8 protein-coding genes are annotated in these 13,193 nt (G+C 70.9%); 2 read left to right on the top strand and 6 right to left on the bottom strand.

Features of this window, described 5'->3' with window-relative positions; all coding sequences use genetic code 11:
- Nucleotides 1-104: 104 nt before the first annotated feature.
- The 4 genes from FRADC12_RS17710 to FRADC12_RS17695 all read right to left on the bottom strand — a co-directional run bounded on the left by FRADC12_RS17710 (nt 105) and on the right by FRADC12_RS17695 (nt 5,388).
- Nucleotides 105-701: a GTP-binding protein gene (locus FRADC12_RS17710; RefSeq protein WP_045877490.1), complete on the bottom strand. Its 597-nt coding sequence runs from the start codon at nt 699-701 to the stop codon at nt 105-107.
- A complete protein-coding gene (locus FRADC12_RS17705; RefSeq protein ID WP_052711287.1) occupies nt 682-990 on the bottom strand; it encodes a DUF742 domain-containing protein in 309 nt (102 codons plus the stop codon). Before FRADC12_RS17705 ends, FRADC12_RS17710 begins: the two co-directional genes overlap by 20 nt.
- 100 nt (nt 991-1,090) lie before the next feature.
- Nucleotides 1,091-1,516 (bottom strand): roadblock/LC7 domain-containing protein, encoded by a 426-nt coding sequence (locus tag FRADC12_RS17700; protein WP_255355203.1) that lies wholly within the window; start codon nt 1,514-1,516, stop codon nt 1,091-1,093.
- Nucleotides 1,513-5,388: a sensor histidine kinase gene (locus tag FRADC12_RS17695; protein WP_045877488.1), complete on the bottom strand. Its 3,876-nt coding sequence runs from the start codon at nt 5,386-5,388 to the stop codon at nt 1,513-1,515. The genes FRADC12_RS17700 and FRADC12_RS17695 overlap by 4 nt, the downstream gene beginning before the upstream one ends.
- 559 nt (nt 5,389-5,947) lie before the next feature.
- Here FRADC12_RS17695 and guaA point away from each other — a divergent pair.
- On the top strand, nt 5,948-7,630 hold the full coding sequence (guaA, locus tag FRADC12_RS17690; RefSeq protein WP_232304172.1) for a glutamine-hydrolyzing GMP synthase: 1,683 nt from the start codon (nt 5,948-5,950) through the stop codon (nt 7,628-7,630).
- Between the two features lie 294 nt (nt 7,631-7,924).
- Here guaA and FRADC12_RS34980 read toward each other — a convergent pair whose 3' ends face one another.
- Both FRADC12_RS34980 and FRADC12_RS17685 read right to left on the bottom strand, forming a co-directional pair.
- Nucleotides 7,925-8,368 (bottom strand): group II intron maturase-specific domain-containing protein, encoded by a 444-nt coding sequence (locus FRADC12_RS34980; RefSeq protein ID WP_502685267.1) that lies wholly within the window; start codon nt 8,366-8,368, stop codon nt 7,925-7,927.
- Between the two features lie 130 nt (nt 8,369-8,498).
- The gene (locus FRADC12_RS17685) at nt 8,499-9,938 is read right to left on the bottom strand and encodes a hypothetical protein (protein ID WP_157488909.1); all 1,440 of its coding nucleotides are present in this window, start codon (nt 9,936-9,938) and stop codon (nt 8,499-8,501) included.
- A gap of 703 nt (nt 9,939-10,641) precedes the next feature.
- Here FRADC12_RS17685 and pcrA point away from each other — a divergent pair.
- Nucleotides 10,642-13,134 (top strand): DNA helicase PcrA, encoded by a 2,493-nt coding sequence (gene pcrA / locus FRADC12_RS17680; protein WP_045877485.1) that lies wholly within the window; start codon nt 10,642-10,644, stop codon nt 13,132-13,134.
- The last annotated feature ends 59 nt before the right edge of the window (nt 13,135-13,193 follow it).

The following is a 13,193-nucleotide window of genomic DNA, read 5'->3' as shown; positions in this document are numbered from 1 at the left end:
GGGAAATGGATGAGGGGGAAGGCAGGCTGCCTTCCCCCTCATCCATGGGCGGGCCGGCCGGTGGGCCCGCCCTACGCGCCCCCGGAGCCGGGCGCCCCCCGGGACTACGCGCGCAGCGCGGCGCGGGACATCGTGTGCTCGACCACCGCGATCAGCGCGGTCTTCGTCGAGTCACGGTTGCGGGCGTCGCAGGTGATGATCGGCACCGCCGGGCTGATCTGCAGCGCCTCGCGAACGTCCTCGATCGAGTGCCGCAGCACCCCGTCGAAGCAGTTCAGACCGATGACGAACGGCAGCTGACGCTGCTCGAAGTAGTCGACGGCGGCGAAACAGTCGGCGAGACGGCGCGTGTCCGTAAGCACGATCGCGCCGATCGCGCCCCGGACAATGTCGTCCCACATGAACCAGAACCGGTACTGCCCCGGCGTGCCGAACAGGTAGAGGATCAGGTCCTCGTCGAGTGACACCCGGCCGAAGTCCATCGCCACCGTGGTCGTGGTCTTGTCGACCAGGTGAGTCAGGTCATCGACGTGCGCGCCGGCCTCGGTCATGACGGCCTCGGTGCGCAGCGGGACGATCTCCGAGACGGAGCCCACGAAGGTGGTCTTCCCCGCGCCGAAACCGCCGGCAACAACGATCTTGACCGAGGTGGTCGCGACCGATGAGTTGACGCGTCTGTGGTCAGAGCTTTCGTAGGCCACTGAGAACCCTTTCGAGCAACGCGAGATCCGGCGCCTCGTCGCGGTCCGGCTGCTGGTGTACGCGGACGAAGCCCTCGTCCGCCATGTCGCCGACGAGCACCCTCGCGACTCCGAGCGGCACTCGCAGGCCGGCGGCGATCTCGGCCACTGAACGGACCTGGCGGCACATCGCAGCGATGGACTGCTGCTCAAGGCTGAGCCCGATCACGCGTTCCTCGCCGTACTGGGTGGTGATGACGAGCGCCTCGATGGCGAGCTCGTAGCGCGACCGGGTCCGGCCCCCGGTCATGGCGTAGGGCCGGACCACTGGTCCCGGTGGACCCCCCAGCTCGCTCACGCCGGCATCTCCCTCGCCTCGGATGAAGCCGCCGCGTCAGCGATGCGCCCACTCATCGTGGGAGCGTCCCTTGCAGCTCCTGGCGCAGCGCGGGCGTCAGGACCGCCTTGGCCCGGCTGACCAGCAGTGCCATCTCGTAGCCGACCAGGCCGATGTCGCACGACGGTGCGGCCAGCACCGCCATGCTCGCCCCGTCACTGATCGCCATAATAAAGAGGAAGCCATGCTCCATCTCGACGACCGTCTGGGTGACCAGGCCGGCCTCGAAGACGCGCGCAGCCCCCTGGGTCAGGCTGACCAGACCGGACGAGACCGCGGCCAACTGGTCGGCACGGTCCCTCGGGAAGCCGTCCGAAACGGCCAACAGGAGACCGTCCGCGGAGACCACGACGGTGTGCGCCACACCTGGAACCCGGTCGACGAAATTGTTGATCAGCCAGTTCAGGTTCTGCGCCTCGGCGCTCACCACCGGTCTCACCGTTCCTCCTGCCCGTCGCGGCGGGCGCTTCTCGTTTCGGCACCCATGTCCCGTCCCTGCCGGACACCCTGGTAGAAGCTGGCGAGACGTCCGCCAACCGCTTCGGGAGACCTGGTCGCGGCGTCGGCTGGCCGCGGCGGGGGCTTACGATTACTGGCTGGTTCTGCGCTGCCGGGGATGAGGTGCGTCATCGGCACCCGCAGCGGCAGGCCCGACTTGGTCGTGGACGCCTGCGACCCGTCAGCCGGCTGCCGCAGCGCCTCCGCGGCCTGCCAACCAGCGTCGCCGGCCGACTCCCACGAGCGAGGCTCGCCGCCACCGCGAACCGGCAGCGGCGCATCAGCGCCACGCACGGGCAGCGATGGCTCGACGCCGCGGACCGGCAGCGGCGGCTCGGCCGCGCGCGGCCCGGTCTGCTGCTCCGCGTAGGCGGCCGGCTGACGATAGCCGCCTCCGTTGAGACCACCGGTGCTCGGGCCGGTACCGCCACCCGTCCCGTTGTCCGTGCGCAGGCTCGCGGCCGGGCGCATCGGCATCTGGGCCGGGGCCGGCGCCGGTTCCGGCCGGTGTAGCTGGCCGTCACCCAGCCCGCCGTTGCCCATCACCCGCATGCCCGCGGACGCGCGAGGAGCGGTGAACGCTGCCGGCGGGGTCGACTCGACCACTGGGTCCGGCGCCCGCCGAGGCTCGTCGTCCGGCGAACGGCGCTGGAACCAGGCCGAGACCGAGTCGAAGATCGGCGTGGTGTCGACGTCCTCGCCCTCGCCGACGTAGAGCTCGCCGGTGTCCTCAGGCCGCGGCCGGGCGTAGCCGCCAGTCGCCGGCTCCTCCCAGCGCGGTCGGGGCACGTCCACGGGCTCCGGCTCCGGGCGGTGCGCCGGGCGAGCGAACACGTTCTCCTGCGGGTCGGCCTGCGCCGGCCCGCGGTAGCCCGCGCCGTTCTGATAGCCGGCATCGCGCTGGTAGCCGTCGTCCTGATAGCCGCTGCTGTCCCGGTAACCGCTGTCGCCCTGGTAGCCGTTGTCGGCCTGGCGGGCGCGGTCCGGCATCGGAATGGGGCTGGTGCCCGGGCGCTGCATCGGGCCGGTGTGGTCGAGCGAGTCCGGGCTGACCGGACGCTGCACCGGGAACTCGCCGCTCCACGACTCGCGCGGGTCGACCGGGCCCGTCCGCGGGCCACGCCGGTCGTCGTGCCCGGGCTCGTCGAACCGGGGCTCCTCGAACTGAGGCACCTCGTACCGGGGCTCGTCGAACCTCGGCTCTTCGCGCTCGGGCTGGTAGCCGCGCTGCTGATGCGGGTCCGTCGGCGGCTGGGTGCCCGGGAAGGCGCCGAACCGCTGAGTGTCCTCCTCGGTGTACCGAGGCTGCTGGTCACGAGCCGGCAGCGGCACTGGGCCGGTACGCGGGCCGCCAGGTCCCTGCTGGCCGCCAGGTCCCTGCTGGCTACCGGGGCCGATCGCCAGCGGTGGAGGCCCGAACCGACCGGAGTCGATGGCGGGCAGCGCGCCGCTCGGCGGGCCGAAGCGCTCGTCCGGCTCGTCGTACCCGTCTGGCTGCGGCCGCCCGCGGCCGTTCTCCTGGCCGAGGCCGAACTGCTGCGGGCCGCCGCCGAAGGCCTGATGACGGACCGGGCCGGTCCCGGGGCCACCGGGGCCGGCGTCCAGCTCCGGGCGCCCCGAGCCGGGACCGGAGATCCCGGCGAAGCCCGGGCGGGACCCGGTATCCGGACCCGGCCGGCTGATGGCGGCCGGCGCGCCCGGACGCTGTGCGCCTGGACCCGTCCCGGCACCCACGGTGTCGCCGGTGACCAGCTTGGCTGGCAGCCGGATCACGGCGGTGATGCCGCGGGACGGCGACTCACGCAGCTGGACTCGGATGCCGTGCCGGCTGGCCAGCCGGCCGACCGCGAACAGACCCATCGTCCGGGACACGGAGACGTCCACGACCGGCGGGTTCGCGAGCCGCTCGTTGACCCGTTCCAGGTCCTTCGCCGGCATGCCGATACCCATGTCGACGATCTCGATCATGGCGCCGGCGCCGGGGCCGAGGGAGTGGCTGGTGACGACAACGTCGGTCGCCGGCGGGGAGTACGAGGTCGCGTTCTCCAGCAGTTCCGCGATCAGGTGGACGACGTCGCTGACACCGTTGCCGGCGATCGACACCGGAGCGGCGGTCGTCTGCTTGACGCGGGTGTACTGCTCGACCTCGGAGATGGCGGCGAGGACGACCTCGTTGAGCGGGACCGGGTGGGTCCAGCGCCGGGCGGTGTCGGTACCGGCGAGAACCAGGAGGCTCTCGTTGTTCCGCCGCATTCGGGTGGCGAGGTGGTCCAGCTTGAACAGGTTGGCGAGCTGGTCCGGGTCCTGCTCGCGGTTCTCCAGATCGTCGATGAGGCGCAGCTGGCGCTCGACGAGGCCCTGGGAGCGCCGCGACAGGTTCACGAACATCGCGTTGGCGTTGTTCCGCAGCACGGCCTGCTCGGACGCCAGCCGGACCGCCTCGTGGTGGACCTGGTCGAACGCCCGGGCGACCTCGCCGATTTCCTCGTCGGTATCGATACCGACCGTCTCGACCTCGTCGTCGATCACCTGGTCGGACGAGTCTCGCAGTCTTCGGACGGCGTCGGGCAGTCTTCGCTCGGCGATGTCGAGGGCCGCGGTTCGCAGCGCGAACAGCGGGCGGATCAGCGACTGCGCGACCACCAGGGTGATGGTCAGAGCGGCTGCCAGGATCAGGACGGTGAACAGGGCGGAGAGGATCGCCTGCCGCTGGATGCCGCTCCGCAGGACGCCTACCCGCGAGTTGATCTGGTCCAGCATTCCGTCGGCGACGCTGTAGCTGACCGTAATCATGGCGCGGGTGTTCTGCAGCCACTTGGTCGACTCGATCTGGTCGATCTGCCCGTCGTTGAGCGGCTGGCCGACCGTCGAGTTGAGCACTCGGTCGGTGTTCTTCAGGGTGTTGAAAACGTCGCCGTTGGTGCGTGGGTCGAGTGCCTGCTCATACAGCGTCTTCTGGGACTGCGAGGCGGCCTTGTCAAACTGGTCGAGCTCGTTGCTGCGTTCGGCGTCTGTGCTCAGCACCGACCGGAACTCGTCGCTGGTGAATGGCAGTTCCGACACCAGGAAGGTGTTGACCTGCGCCTGCTGCTGGGCAAGCAGGTCGGTCGCCCGGACCAGGTGCAGGGCCGCCTCGACGGAGCTGTCCAGCTGCCGGTCGTCGTTGCCCTGCGGGATCAGGCCGACGAGGTCGATCAGCGGCTCGATCATGGAGTCGTACGAGGTCGTGACCGAGACCGGGTCGGTCAGCCTGCCGATGGCCGCGCGCTTGGCCGGCAGGCCGTCCAGGCCGGTGGCGGCCGCGTCGAGCGCCTCGTTGACCTGGGGGCTGAACGAGCCACGCTGGCTGTCGGCCACGGTCAGGTATGCCTTGTACGAGGTGTCGACCTCGCGCTGGCGGGCCAGGACCGGGTCGGAGGCGGGATTCTGGTTGGTCGCCCGCAGGGCCACATATTCGGCGGTGAAGGTGCGTTCACGTTCGAGCTCGGACGCGAGGTCGAGTGCGGCGCGGTCGATGGTGATCAGGTGCGAGACCCGGTTGATGTCCCGGGTACTGGTGAGCACCGAACTCGCGTCGATCAGGGCGTTGACGATGATCGCAACGACCGGGATCGCGAGGATCGCGATCAGCTTGGTACGAACCCGCCAGCTCGACGGACTGGACAGGACGCCGCGGCCACCGCGACTCCCGCCGCCCCCGTCGGGGGGTCGAGCCGCAGCGGGGCGCTCACCGCGGCCCCCGTCTTCCAGGACGGGAGCGCCCGGCGCCGGCATCGGCATCGGGTCTGCGGCGAGGCCCGTGCTGCTGGCCATCGGTTGTCTGCGCACGTACTTCGCAACCTCTCCGCCGGCCCCCCGGAACAGGGCGTTCTGGGGATGGCCCGGTATCGGACCCGGATGTCCCTCGGTCGGCACCATAGCGGTACCGCGTTCGCGCTCGAAAGGTGGCTACCTTACGTCATGTACTACGAAGCTACGAGTTGTGTGCCTGATGCGCACTTCATGAGGCCCGGGCGCGCCGAGTGGGTGGCCCGCAGCCGTCGGAACATGACTCGTGCGACGTACGGTCGCCACGGAGGAAGACCGAAGGGATGCCGTCAGCGTCACCACTGTGGCGGATCTCGATAACCGTACGGAGCGCTTTGGAAGCCCCGCGATCGGTACACCCGATCTTCATCGAAAGATGTTTCCGAGAGTTTCAAGGCGGATACGTATCGTTAACATGCGGTCGGTCGGGCTATCTGGCCCGCGTCGCCGTGTGCCCGTCGCGGGTCCGGTGTTCCGGCCGGTGACGCGCCATCGCCGGCCGACCGGCGGCGCTGCTCCGTAGACTTGGCAGGTGAGCGCACCCAACCGCCCGCCCAACCGCCCGATGGCCTCGCGACCAGGCGAGCCCGGTCCTTCTGGTCAGAACGCACAATCCGACCAGAACGCTCCGTCTGGGGAGAACACATCCGCGGGCCAGGGCCCCGTGAGCCAGGCACAGCCGACGCACCCTGGTTACGACACGGCCCTCGTCATCGACTTCGGTGCGCAGTACGCCCAGCTGATCGCCCGCCGGGTGCGCGAGTGCCATGTGTACTCGGAGATCGTGCCATGGAATACGCCGGTCGCCGAACTGCTGGCCCGCCGGCCGAGCGCGGTGATCCTCTCCGGCGGCCCGAAGTCGGTGTACTCCCCCGGCGCGCCCCAGGTGGACCCGGCCCTGTTCGACGCGGGCATCCCCGTTCTCGGCATCTGCTACGGCCACCAGGTCATGGCACAGGCGCTCGGCGGCACGGTCGACCGCACCAACACCGCGGAGTACGGCGCGACCACGCTCTCGGTCACGCGGCCGGGTCTGCTGTTCGACGGTCTACCGGTCGAGCAGCAGGTCTGGATGTCACATGGCGACGCGGTGAGCGCCGCCCCGCCCGGATTCGCGGTCACCGCGAACACCCGGTCCACGCCGGTCGCGGCGTTCGAGGACCTCGGGCGGCGGTTGTTCGGCGTCCAGTTCCATCCGGAGGTGCTGCACACCGAGCAGGGCATGGAGGTGCTGCGCCGGTTCCTGCTGCACGGCGCGGGGGCTCGGCCAGCCTGGACCATGGTCAACATTGTCGACGAGGCGGTCGCCGCGGTCCGCGCCCAGGTCGGCGGGGCGAGGCTGATCTGCGCGCTGTCCGGCGGCGTCGACTCGGCGGTCGCCGGCGCGCTCGTGCAACGCGCTGTCGGCGAGGCGCTGACCTGTGTGTTCGTGGACCACGGCCTGCTGCGGGCCGGCGAGGCCGAGCAGGTCGAGCGGGACTTCGTCGCCTCGACCGGCGTCGAACTGGTGCATATCAAGGCGGCGGACCGGTTCGCGGCGGCGCTCGCGGGCGTCACCGACCCGGAGCAGAAGCGCAAGATCATTGGCCGCGAGTTCATCCGGGTGTTCGAGGAGGCCGCCCGCGACCTGGAAGCCCGCGCCGAGGCCGCCGGCAGCCGGATCGAGTACCTGGTCCAGGGCACCCTGTATCCGGACGTCATCGAGTCCGGCTCGCCCGACGCCGCGAAGATCAAGTCGCACCACAATGTCGGCGGGCTGCCGGAGGACCTGCAGTTCGGCCTGGTCGAGCCGCTGCGGATGCTGTTCAAGGACGAGGTACGCCGGCTCGGCGAGGAGCTCGGGCTGCCCGAGGAGATCGTCTGGCGGCAGCCGTTCCCCGGGCCCGGGCTCGCGGTGCGGATCATCGGCGAGGTCACGCCCGAACGCCTCGAGATCGTCCGCGCGGCCGACCAGATCGTGCGTGACGAGATCCGCCGGTCCGGGCTGGAGCGCGAGATCTGGCAGGTGTTCGCCGTCCTGCTGGCCGACGTCCGCTCGGTCGGGGTCCAGGGCGACGAGCGCACCTACGGCCACCCGATCGTCCTGCGTGCCGTGACCAGCGAGGACGCGATGACCGCGGACTGGGCCCGGCTGCCGGCCAACCTGCTGGAACGCATCAGCAACCGGGTCGTCAACGAGGTCCCCCAGATCAACCGCGTCGTCTACGACATCACCTCGAAGCCCCCGGGCACCATCGAATGGGAATAGGGCGTGACGGGCGGAACGGGCGCGGAGCGCCCGCCGCCCGTCACGCCGGCTCGGGCGTTTGGCGCCCTCGCCAACGCTGGATCGAGGTGGGCGTGGACGACGGTGGTTCAGGCCCGTCCAGGGTCGGGATCTTGGGTGCGTTCCGCTCCCTGGGCCTGGCTGCCGTTCGTTGATCGCCGTTTCAGCCCTGCGGTGGTTGTGGTCGGGGCGGATTTACGACCAGCGGAGGGCGCCGGGTAGCCGGCGGGAGTCTCACCCGCCGGCCCCCACAGATCCGGACGTGAGCCTCTCGACTCATCCGGCTCGTGCTGTCCTACCGACCGCCAGCGGTTGCTGCCAGTGCGCGAACAGTCCCGGGTCGCGGCGACGTACCTCCGCGAGGAACCGTAGCGACCGGCGCCACCGCCGTCGGAACCGCCTGTATTTGCGTTGCAGCCATCGCGCCAGGTAGGCGTCGATCAGGCGGAGGGTCGGAGCCAACCGAGACGGTGTAAACGCACCGTAGTAGTTGATCCAACCCCTGATCAGCGGATTGATTCTCGCTGCCAGGTCCTGGAGAGTCCCGGCCGTGCGCCGATGCAACCTCCACCGGCGTATCTGGCGGCGTAGCCGTTTGGCATTCCTGTCGCTGATCGCGGGAGTGAAACCGACGAACAGTGCCCCGTCCCGGCGGCGAACCGTCCGGGCATGATCACCGTCTACCTCAGATCGGCGTCTCCCTTCGAGTTCGTGGCGCAACGAAACGGCGATCTTGCGGGCGTCCCGGTCCTGGTGACGCTTCGGTCGCTCCGCCGGCTCGGTGCCGGTTGCTGTTCAGGGTCGGTGGTTGGGCGCGTTCGGGCTTGAGGGCAGTCGCTGGCGCGCGGGTTTACCAATTGGTCGCGAGGGCGGTCCGGGCCAGGGCTGTCAGGACGGTGGGGTCGGCGGGTGGGCGCGGCGCGTCGAGCGGGGCGCCTACTGGGGCCGGTAGGCAGGCGATGACCGAGACGGCCCGGTTCCCGGCGCGTGCGAACAGGGCGCCGGGAACCGCCGCCGCGTCGTCACCCACGCCCGCCACAGGAGTCATTCGAAGCGCCTTTCCAGGTGCCGTGGTATCCCACAGCACCGGAAGGCAGGCGGTGGACGAGGGGGCAGTGCTCGACGTGAGCCACCCGGCCAGCTCAGCTCGGGCATCGGACACGCTTTGCAGGACGTATGCCTGGACGGAGACGTAGCCGGGCCCCGCCTGCGCGCGCGCCTCGACACGCCACCGGCAGAAGGTGGCCAGCGACCGCAACCCGGCTACGTCGTCGGCGATCTCGATGGCCGGCGTGCTTTCGACCAGCGTCGAGGTCAGAGGTTCCGGCGCGGACCCGCCGAACATCGCCGGCAGGGTCGCGCTCGCCAGCGGCGCGCAGGTCGGCGTACCCCCGCCGCCCTGCTCGAACGCGTTCGGCAGCCCTGACCCGATCATGGCCCCGTCGGCGGCCGTGTCCAGGCGCCACTTTCCCTCGACGAATCGGTACGGGCTGCCAGGCGGGCTGGCCGCCGTCTCGAACGACGGCTGGCCGGGATTGTCGGCGGCGGTGCCGGCGCGAGCCCCGTCCGGGCCGACCGTGACCGTCCGCCGCTCCCTGCCGACCAGAAGGGCGATCTCGAGCCGCCAGCGGCAGTGGCAGAGCGTCGTGCTTGCCGTGACGGGAAAGGACCTGGTCGCGCCGGCTTCGACGATCGCAGGGCCACCCGCGAACGAGGGATCGGGCTGCTCCCCGAGCGCCACCGGGTCCAGGTCGAGGTGCACCGACTGGGCGCTCCCCCGTGCCGCGCCGCCAGGATGGGCACACGTGAGCAGCGGTCCCGCTGCGCCCGTCTGGGAGATCAGCCCAGCGAGCGGCGGGTCCAGGTGCACGCTGAAGCCGAGCACCTGGACCGGCGCGTAGGGACCGGCGGCGACCTTGATGCCCACCGGGGTCGCGTTCGCCGCCGCGCCGCCGAGGGAGGCGGCCCAGCTCGCTCGGCCGCGGCAGTCATCGCGGCCGCCGGGAGGCGCCGGCAGCGCCTTCAGAGCACGGTTGACCACGTAGACCACGCCTGTCGACTCGGTGTCCGCGGTGACCCGGAACGGAACCGGACAGGCCAGGCCCGCGCGTTCGCAGGCCCAGCGCGCGCCGACGGCCGTCGACCTGAGGAAGACCGTCGTCGCGGCCACCAGGACGACGGCCAGGCCGGCGCCGATCAGCATCCGCGCGCGCCGCCGGGCGGGACTGGCCGGCCCCGTGGTGGACTGCCGGCCTGACCCGACCTCGTCTCGCGCCAGCGGGTCAGCCAAGGAGCTCTGGTCGTCGGGCCGTCGCCCCCGCCGCAAGGTCCCCATAGCCGCGTCGTCCCCGCCCGTAGGAAAAGTCCCGCCCGTCGACGATTGTGCCCCTTCGTGACCGTGACGTCGCGGCCCGCTGCCGTGCGCGGGGACGCTGGACGTCCGCTCCTGCGCGGTGGTCGCCGATCGAGGCGAAGCCGGACCATGCCGTCGGCGTGGGTAGACGTTTCCGCGTTGCCAGGGGTCAGGCACCGGCGTGAACGCATTGTCTACAGCTTTGACTGAGCCGCGTTGTCTCGCCCGCGATCGTGCGTCGTGCGGTTCATGTCCAATGTCAAAGCGTTGCCAAAGCTTGATGCCGGTTCGCCCTGCATCCCGGTGCACGCCCGCCCTCGCATCCCCAAGAAGGCCAACCTTGTCCGAGAAACAGGACTGGCGCCCGTGCCTAAATCGACGGACACAGGCGTCGAGATACGTCGACGTCAGGCCTGATGCCCGCATTTCACCGCCAGTGGGGCACGTTCCGCGGGCAGCCGCCCGCCTCACGCCCAGATTTCGACGGCCTGGCGGATTCGATGGTCCGTACCGCGCGCGACAGCATTGGGTCCGGCGCTGTGGGTGATGTCGGACCAGGCAGGCATAGTGGCGGTGAGCCGGAAACGCCGACCGCACCCCACTCCGGCAACCGGCATCTCGAACGTATGATCGAGGACTGATGAGCACACTTTTCGACGACGAGACCGTTCCCAGCGCCGGCGGGGCATCGTCCGAGCCGCGTGACTCGTACGACCTGTTCGCCCCGGCGGTGCTGGCCGGCGCCCCCCGGTCCGGGCAGTCGGCCGCGGCGCACCAGCCCGAGCGCCGGCCGTCGCCCCGGCTCGACCCGGACGAGCTGCTGGCCGGGCTGAACCCGCAGCAGCGAGCCGCCGTGGTCCACGAGGGGTCGCCGCTGCTGATCGTCGCCGGCGCCGGGTCCGGCAAGACCAGGGTGCTCGCCCACCGGATCGCCTACCTGCTCGCCGCCCGCCAGGTGCACCCCGGCGAGATCCTCGCGATCACGTTCACCAACAAGGCCGCGAACGAGATGCGGGAGCGGGTCGGCGCGCTCGTCGGCGGCCGGGTGCGGGCCATGTGGGTCAGCACCTTCCACTCGGCCTGCGTGCGGATCCTGCGCAACGAGTCGAAGCGGCTCGGGTTCGGCAGCTCGTTCTCGATCTACGACGCCGCCGACGCCCAGCGGCTGATCACCCTGGTGTGCCGCGACCTCGACCTCGACTCGAAACGCCACCCGGCCCGCGGCCTCGCCGCCCAGATCAGCACGCTGAAGAACGAGCTGGTCGACCACGAGACCGCGCAGGCCAAGGCCTCCAGCCACCCCGAGCGGACCGTCGCCGAGGTGTACGCGCTGTACCAGCGCCGGCTGCGCGAGGCGAACGCGCTGGACTTCGACGACCTGATCATGACGACGGTGAACCTGCTGCAGGCGTTCCCGGACGTCGCCGAGCACTACCACCGCCGGTTCCGCCACGTCCTCGTCGACGAGTACCAGGACACCAACCACGCCCAGTACGTGCTCATCCGGGAGCTGGTCGGCGGTGGCGGGTCGACGGCTGGGCGCGCGGACGACCCTGGGCTGCCCGGCCCGGCGGAGCTGTGCGTGGTCGGTGACGCCGACCAGTCGATCTACGCGTTCCGCGGCGCGGACATCCGCAACATCGTCGAGTTCGAAGAGGACTTCCCGAGCGCGAAGACGGTGCTGCTGGAGCAGAACTACCGCTCCACCCAGACCATCCTGTCCGCGGCGAACGCCGTCATCGCCCGCAACACCCAGCGCAAGCCGAAGCGGCTCTGGTCGGACGCCGGCGACGGCGAGAAGATCGTCGGCTTCGTCGCCGACAACGAGCACGACGAGGCCGCGTTCGTCGCCGAGGAGGTGGACCGGCTCTCCGACGAGAACCTGGCCCGGCCCGCCGACGTCGCCGTCTTCTACCGCACGAACGCGCAGAGCCGGGTCTTCGAGGAGATCTTCATCCGGGTCGGCCTGCCCTACAAGGTCGTCGGCGGCGTGCGCTTCTACGAGCGCAAGGAGATCCGCGACCTGCTCGCCTACCTGCGCGTGCTCGCGAACCCGTCAGACACGGTCAACCTGCGCCGGATCCTCAACACCCCGCGGCGCGGCATCGGCGACCGGGCCGAGGCGATGCTCGCCGCGTTCGCCGAGCGGGAGCGGATCGGCTTCGCGGACTCGCTTGCCCGGGTCGACGACGTGCCGGGCCTGGCCACCCGGTCGGCCAAGGCGGTCCGTGAGTTCGCGACGCTGCTCGCCGAGCTGCGCGAGACCGCCGCGGGCGACCCCGTCGAGACGATCGAAGCCGTGCTCGAACGCACCGGCTACCTCGCCGAGCTCGTCGCCGAGGACACGATCGAGTCGCAGGGCCGGGTGGAGAACCTCCAGGAACTGGTGGAGGTCGTCCGGGAGTACACCGAGCGGTTCCCCGAAGGCACGCTCGCGGGTTTCCTGGAGCAGGTCTCGCTGGTCGCCGACGCCGACCAGATCCCGTCCGACGACGGCTCAGACGGCGTCGTCACCCTGATGACGCTGCACAGCGCGAAGGGTCTCGAGTTCCCGGTGGTGTTCCTCACCGGGCTGGAGGACGGCATCTTCCCCCACATGCGCACCCTCGGTGACCCGACCCAGATGGAAGAGGAGCGCCGGCTGGCCTACGTCGGCGTCACGCGGGCCCGCCAGCGCCTCTACCTGACCCGTTCGGTCGTGCGCAGCGCCTGGGGTCAGCCCGCCTACAACCCGCCGTCGAGGTTCCTCACCGAGATTCCCGAGCAGCTGCTCGACTGGCGCCGGCTCGCCCCGGCCGGCCTCGGCCCATCCGGGTCCGGCGGCTTCGGCAGCGGTGGTTTCGGGTCCGGCGGGTTCGGGCCAAGCCTGGGGCGTGGCTCGGGCGGGGGCGCCGGCACGAGCGCGGCACCGAGCGGTTCCCCCTTCGGCCAGGGCCGGGCGTCGTCCCGCCCCGCCAGCCGGCCGATCCCCGCGCTGTCCGTCGGCGACCGGGTGACCCACGACGTCTTCGGCCTCGGGGTGGTCGTCGCGACGAGTGGCATCGCCGGCTCCTCCCAGGCGAAGGTCGACTTCGGCGAGGGCACGGGCACCAAGGACCTGCTCCTGCGCTACGCCCCGGTCACCAAGCTCTGATCGGGACATGGCGCCGCACGGTCAGGTGTCCGGGCGGCCCACGCGGCCACGTCGGGTGG

The organism is Pseudofrankia sp. DC12 (assembly GCF_000966285.1).
Lineage (GTDB): Bacteria > Actinomycetota > Actinomycetes > Frankiales > Frankiaceae > Pseudofrankia.
This window is presented reverse-complemented; position numbering and strand designations above follow the sequence as displayed.

Bases quoted from the DNA above. Each gene is read 5' to 3' on its own strand.
- FRADC12_RS17705 (WP_052711287.1), bottom strand. From the start codon at position 990: ATGACCGGGGGCCGGACCCGGTCGCGCTACGAGCTCGCCATCGAGGCG.
- pcrA (WP_045877485.1), top strand. From the start codon at position 10,642: ATGAGCACACTTTTCGACGACGAGACCGTTCCCAGCGCCGGCGGGGCA.
- guaA (WP_232304172.1), top strand. From the start codon at position 5,948: ATGGCCTCGCGACCAGGCGAGCCCGGTCCTTCTGGTCAGAACGCACAA.
- FRADC12_RS17695 (WP_045877488.1), bottom strand. From the start codon at position 5,388: ATGGCCAGCAGCACGGGCCTCGCCGCAGACCCGATGCCGATGCCGGCG.